At 63.5% G+C, this 21,363-nt stretch carries 20 protein-coding genes and 1 pseudogene; 11 read left to right on the forward strand and 10 right to left on the reverse strand.

What is annotated here, in order from left to right; translation table 11 throughout:
- From P9M14_01430 to P9M14_01450, 5 genes are all read right to left on the reverse strand, one after another.
- Window positions 1-662 (reverse strand): ATP-binding protein (locus P9M14_01430; GenBank protein MDP8254388.1); only part of this gene is annotated, 662 nt, incomplete at its 3' end.
- Window positions 663-697: 35 nt separating this feature from the next.
- Window positions 698-1,720 carry a hypothetical protein gene (locus tag P9M14_01435; protein MDP8254389.1) on the reverse strand — a complete coding sequence of 341 codons (1,023 nt, stop codon included), beginning with the start codon at window positions 1,718-1,720 and terminating at the stop codon, window positions 698-700.
- Window positions 1,721-1,820: 100 nt separating this feature from the next.
- Window positions 1,821-2,051, reverse strand: coding sequence for a hypothetical protein (locus tag P9M14_01440; GenBank protein MDP8254390.1), 231 nt, complete (start codon window positions 2,049-2,051; stop codon window positions 1,821-1,823).
- A gap of 45 nt (window positions 2,052-2,096) precedes the next feature.
- Window positions 2,097-2,495 carry a DUF5320 domain-containing protein gene (locus P9M14_01445; protein MDP8254391.1) on the reverse strand — a complete coding sequence of 133 codons (399 nt, stop codon included), beginning with the start codon at window positions 2,493-2,495 and terminating at the stop codon, window positions 2,097-2,099.
- A gap of 3 nt (window positions 2,496-2,498) precedes the next feature.
- Window positions 2,499-2,927: a NifB/NifX family molybdenum-iron cluster-binding protein gene (locus tag P9M14_01450; protein ID MDP8254392.1), complete on the reverse strand. Its 429-nt coding sequence runs from the start codon at window positions 2,925-2,927 to the stop codon at window positions 2,499-2,501.
- A gap of 155 nt (window positions 2,928-3,082) precedes the next feature.
- On the opposite strand from P9M14_01450, the gene P9M14_01455 reads away from it, so the two are divergent.
- Both P9M14_01455 and P9M14_01460 read left to right on the forward strand, forming a co-directional pair.
- Complete coding sequence (locus P9M14_01455; GenBank protein ID MDP8254393.1) at window positions 3,083-4,408, forward strand: sigma 54-interacting transcriptional regulator; 1,326 nt, start codon at window positions 3,083-3,085, stop codon at window positions 4,406-4,408.
- 92 nt (window positions 4,409-4,500) lie between these two features.
- Window positions 4,501-5,466, forward strand: a complete 966-nt coding sequence (locus tag P9M14_01460; GenBank protein ID MDP8254394.1) for an asparagine synthase-related protein — start codon at window positions 4,501-4,503, stop codon at window positions 5,464-5,466.
- Window positions 5,467-5,519: 53 nt separating this feature from the next.
- Here P9M14_01460 and P9M14_01465 read toward each other — a convergent pair whose 3' ends face one another.
- From P9M14_01465 to P9M14_01480, 4 genes and pseudogenes are all read right to left on the reverse strand, one after another.
- Complete coding sequence (locus tag P9M14_01465; GenBank protein MDP8254395.1) at window positions 5,520-5,990, reverse strand: TspO/MBR family protein; 471 nt, start codon at window positions 5,988-5,990, stop codon at window positions 5,520-5,522.
- An 8-nt stretch (window positions 5,991-5,998) separates the two neighbouring features.
- A pseudogene (locus P9M14_01470) lies at window positions 5,999-6,319 on the reverse strand (redoxin domain-containing protein).
- Between the two features lie 12 nt (window positions 6,320-6,331).
- Window positions 6,332-6,553 carry a hypothetical protein gene (locus P9M14_01475; protein MDP8254396.1) on the reverse strand — a complete coding sequence of 74 codons (222 nt, stop codon included), beginning with the start codon at window positions 6,551-6,553 and terminating at the stop codon, window positions 6,332-6,334.
- 151 nt (window positions 6,554-6,704) lie between these two features.
- Window positions 6,705-8,882, reverse strand: coding sequence for a beta-propeller domain-containing protein (locus P9M14_01480; GenBank protein MDP8254397.1), 2,178 nt, complete (start codon window positions 8,880-8,882; stop codon window positions 6,705-6,707).
- Window positions 8,883-9,218: 336 nt separating this feature from the next.
- On the opposite strand from P9M14_01480, the gene P9M14_01485 reads away from it, so the two are divergent.
- From P9M14_01485 to P9M14_01505, 5 genes are all read left to right on the forward strand, one after another.
- Window positions 9,219-10,523 (forward strand): outer membrane protein transport protein, encoded by a 1,305-nt coding sequence (locus P9M14_01485; GenBank protein MDP8254398.1) that lies wholly within the window; start codon window positions 9,219-9,221, stop codon window positions 10,521-10,523.
- A gap of 13 nt (window positions 10,524-10,536) precedes the next feature.
- Window positions 10,537-13,197, forward strand: coding sequence for an Ig-like domain-containing protein (locus P9M14_01490; protein ID MDP8254399.1), 2,661 nt, complete (start codon window positions 10,537-10,539; stop codon window positions 13,195-13,197).
- Between the two features lie 156 nt (window positions 13,198-13,353).
- Entirely contained in the window at window positions 13,354-13,716 is a 363-nt protein-coding gene (locus tag P9M14_01495) for a hypothetical protein (GenBank protein MDP8254400.1), read from the forward strand.
- Window positions 13,717-13,783: 67 nt separating this feature from the next.
- Window positions 13,784-14,233: a DUF2752 domain-containing protein gene (locus P9M14_01500; protein ID MDP8254401.1), complete on the forward strand. Its 450-nt coding sequence runs from the start codon at window positions 13,784-13,786 to the stop codon at window positions 14,231-14,233.
- On the forward strand, window positions 14,223-14,858 hold the full coding sequence (locus P9M14_01505) for a hypothetical protein (protein MDP8254402.1): 636 nt from the start codon (window positions 14,223-14,225) through the stop codon (window positions 14,856-14,858). Before P9M14_01500 ends, P9M14_01505 begins: the two co-directional genes overlap by 11 nt.
- On the opposite strand, the gene P9M14_01510 is transcribed toward P9M14_01505, so the two are convergent.
- Complete coding sequence (locus P9M14_01510) at window positions 14,818-16,392, reverse strand: glycosyltransferase family 39 protein (GenBank protein ID MDP8254403.1); 1,575 nt, start codon at window positions 16,390-16,392, stop codon at window positions 14,818-14,820. The two genes, P9M14_01505 and P9M14_01510, sit on opposite strands and share 41 nt — an antisense overlap.
- Before the next feature lie 138 nt (window positions 16,393-16,530).
- Between P9M14_01510 and P9M14_01515 the strand changes: the two genes are divergently transcribed.
- The 4 genes from P9M14_01515 to P9M14_01530 are packed head-to-tail and all read left to right on the forward strand — an operon-like array spanning window position 16,531 to window position 21,347.
- Window positions 16,531-17,697 carry a polysaccharide pyruvyl transferase family protein gene (locus P9M14_01515; GenBank protein MDP8254404.1) on the forward strand — a complete coding sequence of 389 codons (1,167 nt, stop codon included), beginning with the start codon at window positions 16,531-16,533 and terminating at the stop codon, window positions 17,695-17,697.
- On the forward strand, window positions 17,694-18,905 hold the full coding sequence (locus P9M14_01520) for a glycosyltransferase family 2 protein (protein ID MDP8254405.1): 1,212 nt from the start codon (window positions 17,694-17,696) through the stop codon (window positions 18,903-18,905). Before P9M14_01515 ends, P9M14_01520 begins: the two co-directional genes overlap by 4 nt.
- Window positions 18,902-20,353 carry a radical SAM protein gene (locus P9M14_01525; protein ID MDP8254406.1) on the forward strand — a complete coding sequence of 484 codons (1,452 nt, stop codon included), beginning with the start codon at window positions 18,902-18,904 and terminating at the stop codon, window positions 20,351-20,353. Before P9M14_01520 ends, P9M14_01525 begins: the two co-directional genes overlap by 4 nt.
- On the forward strand, window positions 20,346-21,347 hold the full coding sequence (locus P9M14_01530) for a glycosyltransferase (GenBank protein MDP8254407.1): 1,002 nt from the start codon (window positions 20,346-20,348) through the stop codon (window positions 21,345-21,347). The genes P9M14_01525 and P9M14_01530 overlap by 8 nt, the downstream gene beginning before the upstream one ends.
- Window positions 21,348-21,363: the final 16 nt, after the last annotated feature.

The raw sequence follows: 21,363 nt of genomic DNA on the forward strand, positions 1-21,363 counted from the left end.
GCGCGGTTGATCAGCACGGCGCAGGGCAGGCCGAGCTTGCGCACCATTTGTACGGCCAGATCGAGGTCGTTGAGTCCAAACGGCGTGGGCTCGGTGACCATCAGCACGAAGTCAGCGCCGGATACCGAGTTCAGCGCAGGGCACGAGGTGCCCGGCGGCGCGTCAAGGATTACCAGCCGATCGCTGTCCAGCCGACGTTTGACCTCGCGGATCAACGGCGGGCTTTGGGCCTCGCCCACGTTGAGTCTGCCCTGTAAAAAGCGCACGTTGCCGCTGTGGCCACTGAGCACTTCGCCGATCGGCCGTTCGATTTCGCTGATCGCGTCACGCGGGCACGAGGCCAGGCAGTTGCCGCAGGAGTGGCACAGCTCGTCGAAGGTCATCACCGATTTTTGCAGCACGGCCAGGGCGTTGAAGCGACAGGCGCGGGCGCATGCGCCGCAGAAGTCGCAAAGCTGATAGTTCACGCGCGGCACACGGGTATTGATGATTTCGCGTTTGGTTATTTTTGGGTGGAGGAAGAGCTGGCCGTTGGGCTCCTCCACGTCGCAATCCGCGTAGAGCACATCGCCGGCCACGCGCGCAAGGTTGGTCGCCAGAGTTGTTTTGCCAGTGCCCCCTTTTCCAGAGGCCACAGCAATTCTGAGTTGTCGATCGCTCATTTTTTCCGTTGCGCTCGCGGCCGACGATCGCTCGTCTACTTGCCGCTGAAGGGCATTGCCAGTTTTTTCAGCTGGTCCTGGGTGATTTCGGATCCGTAGGTGAACCACTGCACCAGCGGCTTCTCGTCGCTTTGGAGCAGCACCCACTTGTCGCCGTCCTTGTCCAGGAAGGCCCATTCGAGCTGGTCGGTGACCGCCGGGACCACGCCCTTAAAGAACGTCGCCTTGCCGTCCTCGAAGCTCATCATCGGTACGGACTCTCCGGCCTGCAGCAGCTTGACCGCCTCGTTGGCGTGGCAGCTCTCGCAATGCCGCCCGCGGCTGATCGAGTGCGTGTAGTAAGGACCGTAGCCCACGAACTTCTTATCGCCGGTCACCAGGCTCATCGCTGTGCCCGACGTAACCTTGCCCTCGTAGTTGACCAGCAGCAGCCAGTCCTTGTTCTTGATGAACGTGCCCTTGCGCGAGCCGGTGCGCAGGAACGTATCGAAGTGGCAGTTGTTGCACGAGAAGGTGCTCTGCACGTGGCAGGCCGAGCAGTCCAGCTTGTCGCCGTGGACAGTGTGCGAAAGCAGGGTCGAGTCCATTGGCAGAGCGTTTGTGGACTCGGCCGAATGGCAGTCCAGGCAATCGGTGTCCACTGCGCCTTGGTCGCGCATGGTCGTGTACTGCGTGCCGTTGCCGTGTACGTCTTCGCCGCGATGGCAGCGCGAGCAGCTGAAGCCCGCGGCCATGTGTACGTCAAGGCAGCCGGCGTTGCGATCCATGCCGAAGGTGCCCTTCTCGCGGCTGTGGCAGGCAAAACAGGTATCGTTCTGATGCGACATCGCGCCGGAGTAGCTGAAGTTTTCTCCGCGCTTCTCCGCGTGGCACTGGTCGCAGGACTTGACATGGCAGTTGCTGCAGTCCAGCTGGTCGTAGGGAATGCCCGTGAGCGACATGAAGCCGCCCTCTTTCTCATACCAGTAGCGCATGCCGTTGCCCGTGGCGTGCAGGCTCTTGTCGAAGAACGAGCTGTCAGCCTCGTCCTCGGCCAGCGCTGCCACGGTGAGCAACATTAACGCTGCAATTACCCCCAAGGCCACAATAGACCTTCCGCGCAACTTCATTCTCTCCCCCTTGTGCGATTAAATGCTTGTATGCGATACAACGCGCGGCTTAGCCGCGTACGAGCTTGACCTTGCAATCCGGGCACATCTGTTCAAAGCACGGCGTGCCTTGCTGGTGCGCTATGCGCTTGCCGCACTGCGGGCAGACACACGCGCCGCCGGGACCGTTGGCCTGGCCGCCCATGCGTCCTTGTCCGCCGCCACGTCCCAGGCCGCGACCGCCGCCGCCTTGTCCACGGCCTCCGCCGCCCTGTCCACCGCCTTGTCCTTGTCCGGGCATCATTCGCTCCTTATACCACAGGCCGGGGCCTGTGAATGATGTAATTTACTTCTGGGACTCGAGATCGCCGATGCGGGCCTTGATCGCTTGCAACTCGCTCTCCAGGGCCTCGGCCTCACCCTTGAGGTATGAGGCTTCCTGTTCGGCTGTGGGTTCGGGATAGGCTGCTTGTGGGCCGGAATTCCAGCCCATGTTTTGGCCCTGGCCCCAGCCCTGTCCGCGTCCGCCACCCCAGGCGCGGCCCCTGCCGCCTCCCCATGGTGCGAATCCGCGACCCGCGCCGCGGCCGTAACCCATGCCGCCGCCGCGACCAGCGCCGCGGCCGTATCCGCGGCCCGGCATAGGACTGGCGTATCCGGGCGCTGAATTGTCTGCGCAAAAGCCTGCGCCCCGTCCGGTCATCGATCCCATTCCATTGGGTCCTGTTCTGTCTCCACCTGGCATTTTCTATCTCCTTCTATTGTTATATCCCAGCGCGGAGCGACCGGATTCTCGGTGCATCCTCCCCCGGCCGTGGCCATGGCCGTGTCCGGGGTGTCTGGGGACGAGGGTTCCTAAAAGAAACTCGTTCAACGACTGGTCGATCTCGCCGACCACGCCGTCGATCACCCTAATGCCGCTGTGACGCAGGGCATGGGCGTCGCAGTTGCGCAACCCGCCGCAGAGCACCAGGCTCACGCCCTGGCTCAGCAGCAGCATTACCCGCTCTCTGGGGTCAAGCCCCACCAGAGCCAGGTCCTGCTGGTCATCGATTTGATTGTTGCAGATATCGACAAGGGTGATGCTCGATGCGCAGTCAAAGCGCGGCGAGATCCTCGTGCCGAAGGTCGGAATCGCGATGCGCTGCTTCTGTTCCACATTGTCTAATAGCAGCACGATTCATGCCGAAGTTGAGGGCATGACATATCGTCATGAAATGATAGGATATTTACCAATTGACGAGCAATGCTTCTTGCCTCCTGGTAGCATAAGTGCTACTTTGGGCTTGAAATGTGGTAGCAAAAACGCTACCGGAAGGTGAAGGAAGTCTCATGAATAATCCTAGTCAGGCTATTGAGACGATCCTCGATTCGATTGCCGACGGCGTATTTACCGTGGATCATCAGTGGCGCATTACATCGTGGAACGCGGCGGCCGAGCGGATCACAGGCTTTGGCCGCGAGCAGGCCCTGGGCCAGTACTGTTACGACGTGTTTCGCTCCAACGTCTGTCAATCCGACTGCTTGCTACGTCAGACCCTTGAGCACGGCAAGCCGCTGATCGACCGCCGGATTGATATCGTGACCGCGGGCGGCGAGGACAAGCCGATCAGCATCTCAACGGCCGTGTTGCGTGACCGCGACGGCGAGCTGATCGGCGGGGCCGAGACATTCCGTGATCTGTCGGCCATTGAGAGCCTGCGCAAACAGCTGCGCAAGCAGTACACGTTTCGCGACATCGTGAGTAAGAACCATCGTATCGAGCAGATCTTCGATATTCTGCCCGACGTGGGCCAATCCGAGAGCACGGCGCTGATCTTGGGCCCATCGGGTTCGGGCAAGGAGCTGTTCGCGCGGGCGATTCACGATCTGAGTCCGCGACGCGAGGGGCCGTTTGTGGCGGTCAACTGCGCGGCGTTGCCTGACAACCTGCTCGAGTCCGAGCTGTTCGGCTACGTGGCAGGCGCGTTTACCGACGCGCGGCGCGACAAGCCCGGCCGCTTTGACCTAGCCGCGGGCGGCACGCTGTTTCTCGACGAGATCGGCGATCTGTCCGCCGCATTGCAGTCCAAGCTGCTGCGTGTGCTCGAGCAGCGCACCTACCAGCCGCTGGGCACCAGCAGCGAGAAAAAGGCCGACGTGCGCATTGTGGCCGCGACCAACCGCGATTTGCGGCAGCTGATCAGCATCGGTCGTTTCCGCGACGATCTGTACTACCGGCTTAACGTAGTGAGCATTGAGCTGCCGCCGCTGAGCGAGAGGATTGAGGACGTGCCGCTGTTGGTCGAGCATTTCATTGAGCGGCTCAACCTCAACCAGGGGCGTGAGATCCGCGGCCTGAGTGCGCGAGCAATGGAGGCGCTGATGCGCTACTCCTGGCCGGGCAACGTGCGCGAGTTACAGAACATCATTGAGCGCGCGTTTGTTATGTGCCGCGATGAGCTGATCGATTTGCAGCACCTGCCGCGAGACATCGTGCCCGAGCAGCCGACCGAGCCCGAGCACGAGGGCGACCCGTTGAAGCAGGCCCAGGCCCAAGCCCTGCATCGCGCCCTGGCCGCGCACGAGGGTCACCGCCAACGCACTGCCGATGCCCTGGGGATCCACAAGACGACCCTGCTGCGCAAGATGAAAAAATTTGGGGTCAGCTACCCCTGAGCGACGCCCGCCCAAGCGCCTTGCCGGGTGCCGGGCGATGTTATATATCACTCAGACATTGCAAAAATAACCAGCGGGTCAGGAGGCAGATAATGGCGGTGCAGGAGATCACATTGGAGCAGCTCGACGTCGAGCAGTTCATCCAGCGGCAGGTGGAGCAGATCAGGCAGGCGGTGGGTGAGGGGTTGGCGGTCAACGCCCTGTCCGGCGGTGTGGACTCGGCCGTGGTAACGATGATCGGTCACCGCGCGCTGGGCGATCGGCTCAAGACCTACTTCATCGAGAACGGCATCATGCGCGCGGGCGAGGCGCAACAGATCAAGGATTGGTTCGACGAGCTGGGAGTGCCGATCGAGATCGTCGACTCCAAGGACGAGTTCTTCGCCGCGCTCAAGGGCAAGCTCGACCCCGAGCTCAAGCGCGAGGCGATTACCCAGACCTTTTACAAGAGCGTGTTCGGCAGATTGGTGCGCGAGTCCGGCGCCCACCACCTGCTGCAAGGGACCAACTACACAGACGTCGAGGAGACCGTGGCCGGCATCAAGCGTCAGCACAACATCCTCGAGCAGCTGGGCATCGATACCGAGCAGGAGTTCGGCTACAAGGTGATCGAGCCGATCATCGAGCTGCGCAAGACCGGCGTGCGTCTGGTGGGCAAGGCCCTGGGTTTGCCCGAGGTGATCTACACCCGGCCGCCGTTCCCCGGACCGGCCCTGGCCACGCGGGTGATCGGCGAGGTCACACCAGAGCGCGTGGAGACCGTGCGCCAGGCCACGCTGGTCGTCGAGCAGGAGCTGGCCGACTCCGGCGCATTCCAGTACCTGGCCGTGCTGCACGAGGATCGGGTCACCGGCATTCGCCAGGGTAAGCGCGACTTCGGATTGCAGATCGAGGTGCGCTGCTGGGAGAGCACCGACGCGGTGGTGGCCCAGCCGACCGACGTCCCGTTCGCCAAGCTGCGCACCATTGCCGACCGCATCTGCCAAGAGGTGCCCGGCGTGGTCAGCGTGACCTACAACATCGCCTCCAAGCCGCCGTCCACAATCGAGGTGGTCTGAACCGCCACGAAATTGATCGAAGACGGGCCGCTCCTATCCGGGCGGCCCGTTTTTTAGTTGAGCAGGTATAGCGCGCTGTTGAGCAGGGATGCGAACCCGACCCACAGCACGTAGGGAACCAGCAGTGCGGCGGCCATCGGCGAAACTTTCTTGAACGCCGAGTGAGTCCAGGCCAGTAATCCCAGCAGCAGCAGGATCACCACCAGTCCCAGGAACACGTCGTGTAGGCCGAAAAACATCGGCGACCAGATCGCGTTGAGCCCGAGCTGAATCGCGAACAGCTTCAGCGCTCGCCGCACCGTCGGTCGCTCGATCCCTTGACGCCAGACCAGATAGGCGGCAATTGCCATTAAAAGATACAGCGTGGTCCAGACTGGACCGAACAGCCAGTTGGGCGGGTTAAACCACGGCTTGTTCAGACCCGCATACCAAGTGGGGATCGACGGAACCGTAAACAGCGCGCCCAACACGCCGGTCGCCTGGCAGATCAGAATCAAACCAAGCAGCTTGGCCGTCTCGCGCAATACGCGCATCACTGGATTTGGCGGAGAGCGTCGAGCACCGTGGTATTGGCCGGGATGTCGGACATGCCCGAGCTGTAGTGCAGGTAGGTGATCGTGCCCTCGCTGTTGATCACGAACAGCGCGGGCATCAACCCGAGCTTGAGCAGGCGGTACTGCTGGCCGTAGAGCTCGCCGAGCCTGGCGTCGGGATCGGGAATACCGACGTAGGGCAGCTTGTTCTCGGTCCAGAACTCGCGCATCTTTTCCGCGTCATGGCGCGCCACCACTGCGATTTGCGCGTTGGAGGCTTCGAACTTGGCGATCTCGTCTCGCATCTGACCCAGATGCTTGCGCGAATACGGTCAGCCGAAGCCGCGTAGAAACACCAGCACCAGCGGGCCGTCCTGTAGCAGGCCGCGCAAATCGACCTGTTCGCCGTCGAATGTCTGCGCCTGAAAATCGGGCGCACTCTGGCCTTTGTTGAGCATCGGTCCTCCACAAGCACTGGCGCTCAGCGCCAGCACGATCAGCCCTATGAGCAATGTTCCCAGATACAGCCGCGTGCTTCGTAGTGTTTTCCCCATCAGCCCTCCCGTGTTCCAAGGTAGTACTGATACCCGGAGTGAGTTGCTGACCAATGTCATATTGTATGCGGTTTTTCGGCAGGTGGACGTGCGATAAACGAGCGCGGCGGGCAGCCGTTGCCGCCCACCGCGCATCAATACAGATTATTTATCAAGCGGGGTCCGGATCGTCGTCGTCGTCGGGCCAGACCTCGTCGTCGTCATCATCGTCGTCGTAGCCCGTCCAGGGATCCCGATAGGGCAGGTCGATGGCCAGCACGTCGTCCCATGAGTCCATGTCAGTGACAACCAGCGCGGCCTCGGAGATCGAGTAGATGTAATCGCCGATTACCACTGAGCGCAGTACGTTGTTGTTGCCGTACAGCGGATCGGAGCCCGTTTCGCCGGTGAAGTCCGAATGGTCCACGTCGTGCAGGTGGGTGAAGCCTTGTTCCACCGTGGCGCGGTAGATCATTAATGCGTGGTAGTCTTCGCCATACTTGAGATCGTCGTCATCATCGTCGTCGCCATAGCCCCACTCACTGTAGGGGAAGGCCAGCAGGTCTTTGCTCGCGTAGTACAGGAACGCCTTGTGATCCTGGTTGGCCAGGGATCGACCATCGTAATTGCCGATGTTCTCCTGGTGCAAAATCGTCGGCGCGGCGAAGTCGCTGACGTCGAACAGTACGAGTTTGACGCCCCAGGTGTCGCCCCACTGATCGCCCTGCAGGCCGAAGCCCAGCAGGTAGTCCTCGCCAAAGGGATGCAAGTAGGCCGAGTAGCCGGGCATCTGCAATTCGCCGACCACGGCCGGAGCCGTCGGATCGCTCATGTCCAGGGTGAACAGCGGATCGATCTGCTCGAATGTCACCAGGAATCCGCGATCACCCAGGAAGCGCGCCGACCTGATCTCCTCGCCCGGCGCGATGTCGCGCAACGCGCCGACGACCGTCAACTGCATCGAGCCCTGCTCGAGCACGAACACGTGGTTGGCCTGTTCCCCGCTCCAGTTACCGGTGGTGGTGGCGATCCGCAGGTAGTCCTGGTACTCGCTCATCGAGAACTGATTAAGCACCCAGCCCTCGACCTCGCCCGTGCCCACGTAGATCGCCTCGGAGGCGGTGGAGGCGATGTCGAACTTGTGGATCAACGAGCTGTCGGGGTCGTAGTCCTCGAACCAGTCCCAGGCCTGCCACGGATCGGTGGTCACGTACAGCGCGCTGGTCGAGGCATAGACGATCGAGCCGTCGGCGATCAGCCCGATGTCGTGCTGCTTGGCCGCCGGATCCTTCATATCGATGGAGATCACGCTCAGCGAGTCGGTTCCCTGGGAGTTGCTCGGTCGATAGAGGTCGGTGCAGTCGCTGAGTGTGCCCGAACTGATCTGCTCGCCCTGGGGCGTGTGCACGATTTGGTACAGCCGCGGCATCCAGGATTCGAGTTCGCTCGATTCGATCAGCTCGCGGTTCTCGCGCTCGAGTGCGTCGTAGGCCGCGTTGATCGCGTCGAAGTCGCAGTTTTCCCAATATTCGTCGCAGTACGGCGAGGGGTCGATCCAGGTCTTGTAGTCCGGCCCCTTGTCGCTGGACCAGAGGGCAACGCGCACGCCGTTGTCAACGCGGCGCGAACTCAGGTAGTAGCCCTCGACGTAGTCCTCGCGCACCAACTGCATTGCGGCGGGGTCGGAGATATCGACCACCGTAAGTTTGAGTACCTCCCGCGGCAGCTGTTCAACGTCCAGGTCGGGCCAAACGTCGTCGGGGAGCTGACTGCGGCCTACAGCGGAGAAGACCAGCACGTAGTCGGCATAGAGGAACATCTCCGTGGCCACGCCCGTGATCTCGATTCGGCCCAGCTCGGTGGTCTGGTCCGCGGGCTTGGGATCGAACACCAGCAAATGGCCGTTGGTCACCAGCACCAGCCGCTCGCCATCGGTCTTGACCAGGTCGGCCTCGTCGACTCCCTCCTCCTGCACGTTGGTGTCGGAGTGGTCGTCGTCATCGCGCCCCGCGTCGTCGTCGTCGCCCGTCGAGTCGTCGTCGCCCGAGTCGTCGTCGCCCGAGTCGTCGTCAGCCGAGTCGTCGTCGCCGAGTTCGTCGTCGTCATCGCCGTACCAGCCGAACGGGTCGTCACGGTACTCGTCGATGATTCGTTCCATCTGTTCGATCTCGAGCGCGCGCAGATAGCTTAGCGCCTCGTTGCAGCTCTCCATGCGGTGCAGGTTGTTCGACGTTTGGGCGGTCTCGCCGCCGCCATTGCCGTCGCCCTGGCATGAGACGAAGATCAGCGGCGCAACGAGCAGCGCCAGCCCGAACGCGATCATCGATATAATTCTGAGCCTGGTTCCCATTGCATCCCCCGCATCGACCGATTGAAAATTCCGCCTCGACCATTGTTCAGTGGCAAAAAATATACCAATTGCCGCCACCGCGTCTGGTCGAAACACCCGCGACAATGATAATCAATATTTACCCCGTTCAATAGAAATATTAATTCGTTAGGCAGCTTGATCGAATCCCGGTTCGTCTGATGAAAAACTGATATGCAGCGCGGAAAACCGTCGACAGCGGGCCGAGGTAATGGGTGAAATTGCAAAGGGACCGCAACTCTGATAATGATTTATTATTGACGGGTTTCGGTTACAGACGACAAAAAAAATTTAATACCCCAGGCCAGGAGGCTCGAAGTGAATAGAAGCATATTCACGCTTTGCTTGCTGTTGTTGACCGTCGCGCTTGCGGCGCCGCTGCCCGCGTCGGCCGGTCAGGCGTTCATCCCGACCTCGTTCGGCCTCACCGCGCGCGGCATTGCCATGGCCAACGCGCTGACCGCGATCCCCGATCCCGGGGCGTCGTATTTCAATCCCGCGGCCCTGGCCGCAGAACCCGGCGGGGAGATCGCTGTCAGCTTCGAGTTCGCATCGCCGGACTTCACCGTGAAACGCGAGCTGGACAACAAGACCACGGCTTATGACGAGGACAACGAGATCATCGCCGCGGCGATGAAGTTCGATCTCTCGGGCATGTTCAAGGGCGATCGGATAGTCGCCCTCGGGATCTCGATGGCCATGGACGACTACATGCGGCAGTTCGTCAGCTTCGGCGACGTGCGCGACGACCGCGGTCAGTTCGTGCGCTACGGCACGCCCGGCGTGTTCATGGCGTTCTCCCTTGCCGCGCAGATCATCCCGCAGTTGACCCTGGGCGTGGGCGCGCACATCAACATCGAGGCCAGCGCCAAGATGTCGCTGGTCACCGACCTGAGCGGCAACACCTCGTCCGAGAGCATGTCGATGGCTGCCAAGGCGAGCATGGGACCGCTGGCCGGACTCTACCTGGCGATCGACCGCTATCACGCGGGGCTGGCCTACCGCGGCGAGAACATGGGCAAGCTCGGACCGATGGACGTGCAGACCGACGCCACGGTATCGCAGTCCAAGCTCGCGGGCCTGCCGCTGTCGCTGAACTTCCGCGACAACTTCACCCCGCAGCAGGTCGCCCTGGGATTCGCCGTGGACGCCACCGACTGGATGCTCGTGGGCGTCGACGCGGCCTGGCATAACTGGGCCGGGTTCAACGATGAGGTCGACGACTACAACAAGGACCAGGGCCGTGCGGACAGCGATGTCGAGTTCAAGGATGTGTTCGTCCCGCGACTGGGCCTGGAGTTCAAACCCCTCGACGGGCTGTTCGCGCGTTGCGGCTACGCCTACGAGCCCACGCCGCTGAGCAAGCCCGGGACGTTCAAACCCGTGCCGGACAACGAGCTGATGCAGGGCTACGTGGCCGTGGACAACGCCAAGCACGTGGCGAGCCTGGGAGTCGGCTACACCTGGGAGAAACCGCCGCTGCTGGCGCTGCCGATCAGCTTCGACGCGTATTACCAGCTGCACTACCTTGTCCCCGAGACCTGGGAGACATCCGACGGCTATGAGTACGCCTCCGAGGGCATGATGCACACCGGAGGCCTGGGCCTCACGCTGCGCTTCTGATTGGAGGTGCACGATGCAGATCGCACGTAGATTGATTCCGATTTTGCTGCTCGCCGCGCTGCTGTTTGGTTGCCAGGGCGAGGAGCTTGAAGACCTCAACCCGCCCTGGACCAGCGGCGCGTTACAGATCGAGATGTGCATGCCCTACATCGGTCAGCAGAACGTCAGCCTTGCCATGCGGCCGGTGATCATCTTTGACAAGCCCGTGGACCAATCGAGCCTCGCTGGGCAGATCAGCCTGGCGCGGGTGGACGACGGCGTCGAGACCGAGTTGCCCATCGAGCTTGCCGTCGATGGTCGCAGCGTTTGGATCGACCACGAGCCGGGCCTGGAACAACTGACCGATTACGTGATCCATTTCGGCGACCGCATCAGCGGGATCGACGGCAGACGTTTCACCGGCCTGAACGTTTCGTTCAGCACCGAGGGGCACAACCCGATCGCGGGACGCCGTCCCGAGGTGATCGCGCTGATGCCGATCGTCGATAACAGGGTCTACGAGATCGCCACGCTTTGGGCGGCGTTCAGCGAGCCGATCCAAACCGCGACCGTGGTCTACGGCGATACCGTGCGGCTGACCCGCGACAGCGATGAGAGCCTGGTGCCCACGACGATCTGGCCGGGCTGGACCGTAATGACCATCGACCCGGACGAATATTTAATCGTGGGCGAGAGCTACACGCTGACCATCGGCAGCGGGATCGAGGACCTCAACGGCGAGAGCCTGATCGAGTACGTCTACGGCTTTACGGCCCTATTCTCGGGCGAGCTGGTCGACCTCACGGTGACGCACTGTCCCAGCGCCAACGATCCGGACACGCCGTGCGGCAACACCGAGATCGACGACCTGCCCACGTCCAAGGTCACCGGCCGCTCGTCCAACACGTTCTATACGATCAGCAAGCTGATCGGCGAGGGCTACGTCTATCACGGCGGGCCGTTGCGATCGGTTATGGGCGGCGCGGAAACCAATCCCGACATTACGCCGGTGCTGCTGCCGCGCGGTCAGCAGGTCAACGTCAGCGCCCTGGGCGTGAGCCTGGGCGGCGAACTCTCCACCGGAGTGACGTCCGGGCCGATGACCCTGACCCTGCTCAGCGACGTCTACGGCTTCCAACTCGGAGCGGAATATCTCTATGGCTCGCCCGGCGGTAAGCCGGGGATGTACATGATCCTCGACACCGCGCTGGTGGCCCAAACGCCGCTGGTCAACGCGATGTTCTCGCAGAACATCCTCGGCACGCAGCTGGTCGGCACTTCCGAGGTCAACCCGCAGACCGGCGATTTGTTCATGGACCTGGGCTCCTACATTACCCTGGATTTATTGGGCGAAAGGGCCACCACCGTGGTCTCGCTTAGCTACCAGCCGCCCAAAGATCCCTACGACTTCGAGCCCGACACCACGCCGCCCTCGGTGGTCTCGGTCGGGCCCGTGCCCGACAGCGACAACGCGCCGCTGACCGAGCCGGTGACCGTAACCTTCGACGATGTGGTGCTGCCCGCAAGCCTCGAGGGCAAAATCCGTCTGCGCGGCGGAACTCACGAGGGCCTGTGGAAGTTCCGCGGAACAACCGCCGTGTTCCATCCATCGCAGCCCCTCGAGCCGCTGACCCAATACACGCTGATGGTCGATGCGGGCATCGAGGACATGCTGGGCAACGCAATGGAGCAAGGCTACAGCTCGACCTTCACCACCCGCGCGTCCGAGGCCAGCGCCGAGGCTCCCACTTTGGGCACAACCAGCCCCAGCCAGGGCGGAACGCATGCGGTCGACATGCCGGTCGATCTGTTCTTTGGACAGGCCATCGATCGCGACAGCGTGGAGCCGGGAGTCAACGTCAGCATGATCGACGTCTCGTCCGGGGGCGCGGTGGACGGCTCGTGGCTGGTCGGTTTTCATCAGGTGCGTTTTATTCCCAACGAGCAGTTCACGCCGGGCTCCACTTATCGGCTGACGATCGGCGACAGCATAACCAACGTCGAGGGCGTGCGCCTCGATACCGAGCCCAATCGCCTTGCAGGCGGGCCTGATATCGAGATCGAATTCAACGCAGTGGAGTCGCTGGGCTACATACCGTTGGTGCTGATGATCGCGCCGGTGGCTGACGCCGACGACAGCGGGTTCCTCGGCATCGGCGAGCAACCGACTCCGGAAAACTCGATTTCGATGGACATCGCATTGATCAAAGAATCGAGCTATGCCAGCGGGATCATGGTCGCCTTTGCGCGCGGCCTGGAAGACGTCGGCGGACGCCAAGTCTTCGGCCTTGACCTGGGGGCCGGGATCCTGATGCACGTGACTTCCACCAGCATCGAACTGGCGCTCGAAAAGGGTTCCAAGGAGGAGCCGGGGCTGCTGGACATGGGACGAATCATCATCGCCTCCACTGATCCGGGCTCGGCCGATATCTACGATCTCGGGGACGGAGGTCTGGGGTTGGATATCCTGATGCAGACCGAGTTCAGCGTGGAGAACGAGCTGCTCAACGGGTTCCTGGTTCACGAGTTGGTGCTGAGCCTCGACGCTGCAATGGACTTCACCGCCGACGGCAGGATGGCCACGCTGATCTCCGGCCAGAGCACGATCATCATGGACGTGCCGATCATCGGCAGACTCGAGATCCCGGCGGACGTCAGAATGCGGGCGGTTACGCCGCAGCTGGAAAGGCCGTAACCCGGGCTGTCCCGTCGTTCTCGTCGATATTCCACCGACGCAGGTTGGTGCTGCGCGAGCCTTGCAGCGCCTCGCGGCCGACGGATTTCGTTGACAAGCGATCCGGCCTCTTTCTATGATCGACGCGTGCTATCTTAAAAATCTATGGAGGGGCAGATGCAGCAGTACAAGAAAGACCCGATCGTCTTCCTGGTGATTAACTTGTTTACGATGCTGATCCCGTACTTCCTGCACGTGGGAAGTTTCTTTAACGCCAAGCGGCCCGACGCCAAGATCAATTGGGTGGTCGATTGGCTGCTCTCGATGTGCACCTGCGCCATCGGCTGGCTGTTCGTCGTGTTTCCCAAGCACAGCAAGCTGCTCGACGAGCTGCGTGCCGAGGTCGGACTGCCGCCGAAGAATCTGGGTATCCTCCACGCCTTCCTCTCGCCGTGGGGTGTCTATGAGATGGCCGTGGGCATCAACGAAATCGTCGACGCCCAGGCCCAGCAAGCAGCCGCTCCGCCGCCCCAGGGTTGATGCGGAGGGCGGACTGAAGATCCGCATGTACAGGGCCCCGGAGCATTTTTCCCGGGGCCCTTTGTCCGTGCACAACCTGCGCCCGGCCCTGCGCGACCTGTTCGCGCCGGAGTTTATCGCGCTCAGCGTAGTGCTGCTCGCGGCGTTTGCCCTGCAAAGCGGCAACGTCGGGCCGCCGCTGTGCCCGTTTCGGCACTTGACCAACCTGCCGTGTCCGGGCTGCGGCATGACCCGCGCGTTCGTGGCCCTGGCCCACGGCCGGATCGTCGAGGCGCTGGGCTACAACCTGCTGGTGCTGGTGCTGTTTCCGGTGGCGGCTTGGCACTGGAACCGGCTGTTCTGGTACTTCGCCCTGGGGCTTGACGCGCCGCGCCTTGTGCCGCCAAGCTGGCTGCGGCCTTTAGGATACGTACTGCTCACCACGGCGCTGATTTTCGCCTTCTGGCGGATGGCCCTGCATTGGGACGAATTCAGGCCCCTGGGGATCATCCGCGATTGGTTGGCCGATGCAATCTAATACAAAGAACTCCTCGCAACGCAGCCTGCTTAGCAGGCTGGTCTCAACGCTGATCGTTACGCTGATGGCCCTGCTGTTGATCGCCTGGCTGGTGCTCGGCGAGAGCAAGGCGCAGATTTCCGGCCAGTTCCAATCCGCGGACTACGAGAGCCTGGCCGCGGCAATGCTCGACCCGGCGACGTTTGCGAACCTCGACAGCGGGTTCGACGGCATCGATGCGGACGTGATCGAGACGCTGTATTCCCTCGACGATCCGGCACTGTCAGAGCGGCTCTACCTGTTGAGCATTGTCACGAACCTGGGCGTGGTGCACGGCCAAAGTACGGCGCTGCTGTTGTGCTCGGTGAGTACGGGCGAGGCGGAGCAGGCAGTCGTGTGCAAGGTGCCGGACGTGCGCGACCTGGCCCGACGCAATCTGAGTTTCAAGTCGGACCAGCGCGTGACCGAGGCCTACCGCGGCGCGCTGCGCGGCCTGGACCTCGAGTTCAGATGTCCCGCAGAGGTGCCCTGTGGCTATCAGATCGAGGCCCGCGTCAAGACCTGGCTGCCCAAAGGCATGGCGCGCGGCCTGGTTATCGACGAATTTAAAGCGGTGATATCCGCCCTGGATCAGTCCGAGCCCTGACCCGCAGCAGGTTCCAGCCCGCGGCGTCGGCCAGCTGCACGCGCACCAGGTCCCACTGTTCGATAAAGCGCGCCACCCGCCGCGCATCGTCGCGCGGAAAAAGGATCGCGTCGATGTGTCCGCCGCTACGCATGTACGGCCCGATGTCGAACGGCTCGAGGTACTTCTGCTCGCCGGGCATGTAGCTCAGCGAGCGGATTCCGGTCAGCGCGGAGAACGCCAGCGAGTCGTGGGTCAGCACGATCTCGCCCGGGTCGAGCAGCTTGGTGGCGGCGATGCACGCTGCGTGCGCGCCGTTGTCGCGCGCGCACCACTTGTTGCGGCCATCGTAGGTCGAGAGCAGGCCGATATTGATCAGCGCGATCAGCGCCAGCAACGCTACGGCAACCTTGCGCGCCGGACGCTCCAGCGAACGTCGGTCGCGGCGTAGCGCAAACGTAACGATCCCGCCGACCGCGAACACGCCGCATACCAGGTAGTCGAGCATGAACGGGATCAGCACGGTGAAGAAGCGATTCTCCACCAGCCAGGGGATGATCAGCACCACCCCGAGATACGGCGGCACGTAGAAGTCGGCTGCGCGCCTGCGCCTGATCAGCGAGTACAGCCAACCGATGGCCATCAGGCCGAACAGCGCGCGCAGCGCCCAGCGCACGCCGCGGCTCTCCCGGTCTTCGCGCAGCAGCAGGCTCTGGGGCGCGTACCAGCTCGCGCGTTCGAGGTTGTCTTCAACCCGCTGGACGAGCTTGTGTGACAGCGGGTCGATCTGCCCGCCGTTCGGACTCCAGCCCTTGGTGCGCAGCACGCTGGTCTGCGACGGCGAGAGGTTGCCCGGCTGCAAGGTTTCGATCGTTAAGTAGTAGGGCAGCGCCACGAACAGCGCCAGCGCCCCGACGGCCAGCAGTTTGCGCCAGGCCCCGCTCATACGCAGCAACAGGTAGAGCGCAGCCCCGACGATCAGGGCGATGCCGATCTGTCGCGTGAGTGCGGCGCACAGCACGCAGGCCAGACCGACCCAGAAGTGCGCGCCGAGCCTGTCGCGTTTGACCGACTGTTCCAGGCACAGCAGCGCGGCCAAGGTCCATGCAAGATACGGCGCCTCTCCCTGAATGCGCCCGCAGAACAGGTAGAAGGTCGAGCCGGCCATCGCCAGCAGCGCCAAACCGCTGATCAGCGGACCCCATGAGCGGCCGTAATAGCGCAGGGTCAGCAGCAGGCACAGCGCGCCGCTGAGGATGATCCCCAGCTTGAGCATGGCCAGCGATTCGCTGATCCGCGCGAACAGCGAGAGGTAGGCGGGCAGCACCGGCGGGTAAATCGTGAACGGCGCCAGGTCGGGATGGTTGATGCTCACCAGCCCCATGCCGCGCGCCAGGGCCCGCGCCCCGAGCACGTAGGCGCCGGAGTCAAAGCGCGGGTAGGGCGGCTCGGCCAGCCGCACCAGCAGCAGCAGGCCCAGCACCAGCGCGATCAGCCACAGCCAACGCGGCAACGCTTGTTCTGTTTTTTCAGCTTCCGCTTTTAGCCGGTCCATCGGTTCAACTTGAATCCTGACGATCTAACAAGCAATATTTAGACAGCTTCACTTGGTAGCACTGAAAAGCCCTGCGCGACAAGTAAAAGGAGAAGCGCCATTCGTCTGGGACTGATATCACTGCATCGTTGCGGCAACATCGGCGACGAGGCGATCCTCGAATCGCTGGCGCGGCAGGCGCGCGTTGTAGCGCCGCACGCCGAGCTGTACTCGTTCACCTTCGGCCCGGCGGGCCACGCCATGCTAAAGCTGGGCGACCCGGACGATCCGAGCGAGGCGTCGAGGCGTCACGAGCTGTTCAGGCCGGGGAAGGCCGACCCGCGTCGGCTCTCGATCAGCGCGTTCCTGTTGCGCGCCCAGGCGCTGAGCATGTTGCTGCACATCGAGCAGCTCGACGCGCTGGCCTACGCCGGAGGCTACTGGCTGCACGACCTGAATCCCGTCAACTTTGCGGCGATCAGCGGCGTACTGCGAATCGCACGCGGCATGGGACGCCGGGTCGGGGTGATCGGTGTGGGCGCCGGTCCGCTGGAATCATCCGCGGGCAAACGGCGAGTGCGCCTGGCCCTCGAGAACGCCGAGGCGCTGACCGTGCGCGACGAGCACAGCCGCCGGGTTTTAATCGACGCCGGGCTGTCGCGGGTCGAGCTGACCGCGGACCCGGCGTTGGAGCTGCCCAGCGCGCCGCAGAGCGAGGCTGAGCTGATCTTGGAGCGTGCGGGTCTCGACCCCAACCAACCCTTGGCAATCATCACGCCCTGCGCTTGGTTTCGCATGAGCGAGTTCTACAGCCGCCGCGACCAGCACATCGCGGCCATGGAGCGCAGCCTGGCCATCGTGGCCGACGGCCTGGCAGAGGCCGGGATGCAGCTGCTGATGCTGGCGAGCATGGCCCCCGAGGACACGCTGACCTCGCGCAGGATTTTGAGCCTGATGCGCGGCCAAACCGCCACAGCGGTGATCGAGGCCATTGATCTGTTGCCCGGCCAGGTCCAGGCGCTGATCGGCCGGGCGCGGCTGCTGGTCTCAATGCGGCTGCATCCGCTGATCTTCGGGCTGAACTGCGGCGTGCCGCTGGTGGCGGTGGACTACGACGCCAAAGTGCGCGAACTGTGCGGGCGCGCCGGGATCGAGCAGTGGATGGTCGATCCGGGCCAGGGCGATTTCAGCGGTGCGGCCCTTGATCTTGTGCGCTCGTTACTCGACGATCCAAGTAAGCAGCTTGCCATGGCGGCCCGGGGGCGCAGCGCGATGGTCGCGCGGCTCGCGGGGAACGCCGCGGCGATCAGGAGGCTGGTCCGATGAAATTCACCATCGTTATTCCGGCCTACAACGAGGAGCAGGCGATCCGCGCCATTGTCGAGCGCTGCCTGGCGGCGCGCGAGGCGCTGGTGCGCGACACGCTTCTGGAACAGGTGCAGATCACCGTGGTCTCCGATGGTTCCAGCGACCGCACGGCGCAGATCGCTAGCGAGTTCGAGCCCGAGATCAAGCTGATTGCTTACGAGCGCAACCGCGGTTACGGCGCGGCGATCAAGCGCGGGTTCGCCGAGTCGGACGCCGAACTGGTCGGTTTCTTGGACGCCGACGGCACCTGCGATCCGCTGGTGTTCGTCGAACTGGTCAATAAGCTGCACAATGAGAACGCCGATGTCTGCCTCGGGTCGCGCATGACGCCCCAGAGCCGCATGCCCGCCACGCGACGGCTGGGCAACCGGCTCTACCGTCGGCTGATCAACATCATCGGCGAGTCGGAGATCACCGACGCGGCCAGCGGCATGCGCGTGATCCGGCGCGAGCGGTTGCCCGACCTCTATCCGTTGCCCGACGGCCTGCACTTTACCCCGGCGATGAGCTGCCGCGCGGTGCTCGACGAGGGGTTGAAGATCGTCGAGGTGCCGATGACCTATGAGGAGCGGGTGGGCGAGAGCAAGCTCAACGTGCTCGGCGACGGAATGCGCTTTCTGGTGGTGATCCTCGATATCGCGCTGACCTACCGACCGTTAAGATTGTTCGGCGCGCCGGCGCTGCTGCTGCTGATCCTAGCCCTGGGTTTCGGCGGCGGTATGCTGGTCGACTACGCGGCCACGGGCAAGGTCGCCGACTCGATGATCTTCCGCGCCATCGCGGTGGTCGCGTTCGCCGTGGGCGGCGCTACGCTGCTCAGCGTGGGCGTGCTCGGCGAACAAGCTGCCGCTCTGCTCCATCCGCGTTCGGCCGGACATCGACCGATCGCCGGGTTGATGAGCCGCGTCCTGGGCCAGGCGGTGCTGCTCGGGGCCAGCGCCGCGCTGCTGGTAATCGGCGGTCTGCTCGGTCTGCGGCCGCTGTTGCAGTATGCGCTGGGCGGCCACATCGCCGTGCACTGGAGCCAGTTGATCCTCGCCGGACTGTGCGTGGTGCTCGGGGTCCAGGCTTTCGCTCTGGGCGCTCTGGGACGGATGCTCAGCCACTTGCAGATCAAGCGCCGCGCCCAGCTCGACGAGCTTTTGGGGAACGGCCCGCAACAGTGAGGATCGCCTGTGTAAATCCGCCGTTCATCGGCCGTTACTCGCGCTCTCAGCGCAGTCCGGGCGTGATCAAAAGCGGCACGATGTACTACCCCTACTGGCTGGCGCACGCTGTCGCGCTGCTCGAACAGCGCGGGCACCAGTGTCTGCTGCTCGACGCGCCGGCCTCGGGCCTGGGCCTGGATGCCACGCTCGAGCTGCTGGACGATTGGCGGCCGGGCCTGGTGGTGCTCGACACCTCGACCCCGAGCTTTGAGAGCGACGCGCGCATCGCCGCGCAGCTCAAGGGGCGGCTTAGCGGTGCGCGGGTGGTGCTGGTCGGAACCCACGTCTCGGCCCTGCCCGAGAGCTGCCTCGCGGCCGCGTCTCCCGTTGACGGCGTGGCGATCGGCGAGTACGACCTGACCATCGCCGAGCTGGCCGATGTTCTGGCCGGGGACGGCGATCCGCTCGATGTGCCGGGCCTGGCCTGGCGCGCTGACGACGCGATCGTGCGCACCGCCGGGCGCGCGCCGATCGAGGACCTGGATCAGTTGCCCTGGATCGCGCCGGTCTACGCCGCGCAGCTCGACCCGCGCGACTACCGCTTCAGCCTGTCCGGCTTTCCCATGGCAATGCTGATCTCCGGCCGCGGTTGCCCCAACGGCTGCTTTTTCTGCGTCTACCCCCAGACCATGCACGGCAGACGATATCGCGCGCGCAGCCCCGAGCACGTGGTGGGCGAGATGGAGTGGATCGAGCGCAACATGCCGACCGTGCGCGAGATCGTGTTCGAGGACGATACGTTCACCGCCGACGAGTCTCGCGTGCTGGCGATCTGCGAGCTGATCCGCGGCCGCGGCCTGCGGCTGCCGTGGTTCGCCAACGTGCGCGTGACCACCGGCCGCGAGACGCTGCGCGCCATGCGCGACGCGGGATTTCGCGCCTGCGCCGTGGGCTATGAGAGCGGCTCGCAGCAGCTGCTCGACGAGATGCACAAGGGAATCACCCTCGAGCGCTCCTACCGTTTTGCCGCGGACGCGGCCGAGCTCGGCGTGCTGGTCCACGGCTGCTTCATGGTCGGATTCCCGGGCGAGACCGAACAGACCATGCAGGCCACGCTGCAACACGCGATCCGCCTGAATCCGGACAGCGCGCAGTTCTACCCGCTGTTTCCCTATCCGGGGACCGAGGCTTTTGCCTGGGCCGAGCAGCACCAGGCCCTGACCAGCACGGACACTGCGCAGTGGGTCGACGGGCAGGGCCGACACCGCGCGGTGCTCTCGCTGCCCGGACTTTCCTCGCAGCGGATGTTCGAGTTCTGCGAGCAGGCCTCGCGGCGATTCCACTTCCGGCCGCGCTATTTGGCCAAGAAGCTGTTGCAACTGCTGACTCGGCCCGTTGAGGGGCTGCGGTCGCTACGCGCCGGCCTAAGCTTCGTGCGCTATTTATTGGGGAGCGGCCGTGGCTGAACTGTGCGTGGCGATCCTCACCCGCAACGAGGAGCGCAACCTACCCGAACTGCTCGAGAGCTTGGTCGCCCAGAACATCGACCGCTCGCGATTTTGCGTGATGGTTGTGGACAACACATCGAGCGATCACACCGTGGAGATCGCCCGCAGCTTTGCCGACCGGCTGCCTGGTCTGCGCGTTGTCGACAATTCGCTGCGCGGGATTGCGATCAGCCGCAATCTGGCGCTACGCGAGGCCCAGCAGCCCTTAATCGCTTTTACCGACGCGGACTGCGTGGTCCCGCCGCACTGGGTCGGAAGGCTGCTCGAGGGCTATCGCGCGCACCATGAGCGCGACGCGGCGGTGGTGGCGGTGGGCGGGGGCAACGTGCCGCTGGCCGGGCAGGGCCGCTTCATGGACGCGTTGGGCATCACCCTGCGCAGCTTCTTCGGCAGCCACGGCTCGGTGCAGGGGATGGTCTTTGAGCGCGACCGCGATGTGGAGCACATACCCACGCTGAACATCCTCTACGACCGCGAGCGCGTGCTGGGGATCGGCGGATTCGACGAAAAATTCCTGATGGTCTCCGAGGACCCGGAGCTCAACCACCGCCTGCGCAACGCGGGGCTGCGCATCGTCTATCTGGCCGACTGCGTGGTGCAGCACAAGATGCGCCCCGACCTGCGCTCCTGGCTGCGCAACGTCAAACTCTACGGACGCGGCCGCACGCAGATTATCCGTAAACACCCAGATCATTTTCAGCTCAAGTTCTTGGTGCCGCCGCTGGTGGTGCTGTGCCTGGCGCTGACGCCTTTGGGGTTGCTGTGGCGGCCGCTGGCATTGCCGCTGTGCTACTTCGTTGCGACCCTGTTGTTGGCCGCGGCGCTGGCGATCAAGGCGCGACGTATCGACTGCCTGGGCTGGGCCTGGGTGATTCTCTCGCTCAACCCGATCGCCTATGGACTGGGCATGATTCAGGGTTTTTTCAAGCCGCAGCCGGGTCCTGATGATTGACCCAGAGCCTGGATTG

Source organism: Candidatus Alcyoniella australis (genome assembly GCA_030765605.1).
Lineage (GTDB): Bacteria > Lernaellota > Lernaellaia > JAVCCG01 > Alcyoniellaceae > Alcyoniella > Alcyoniella australis.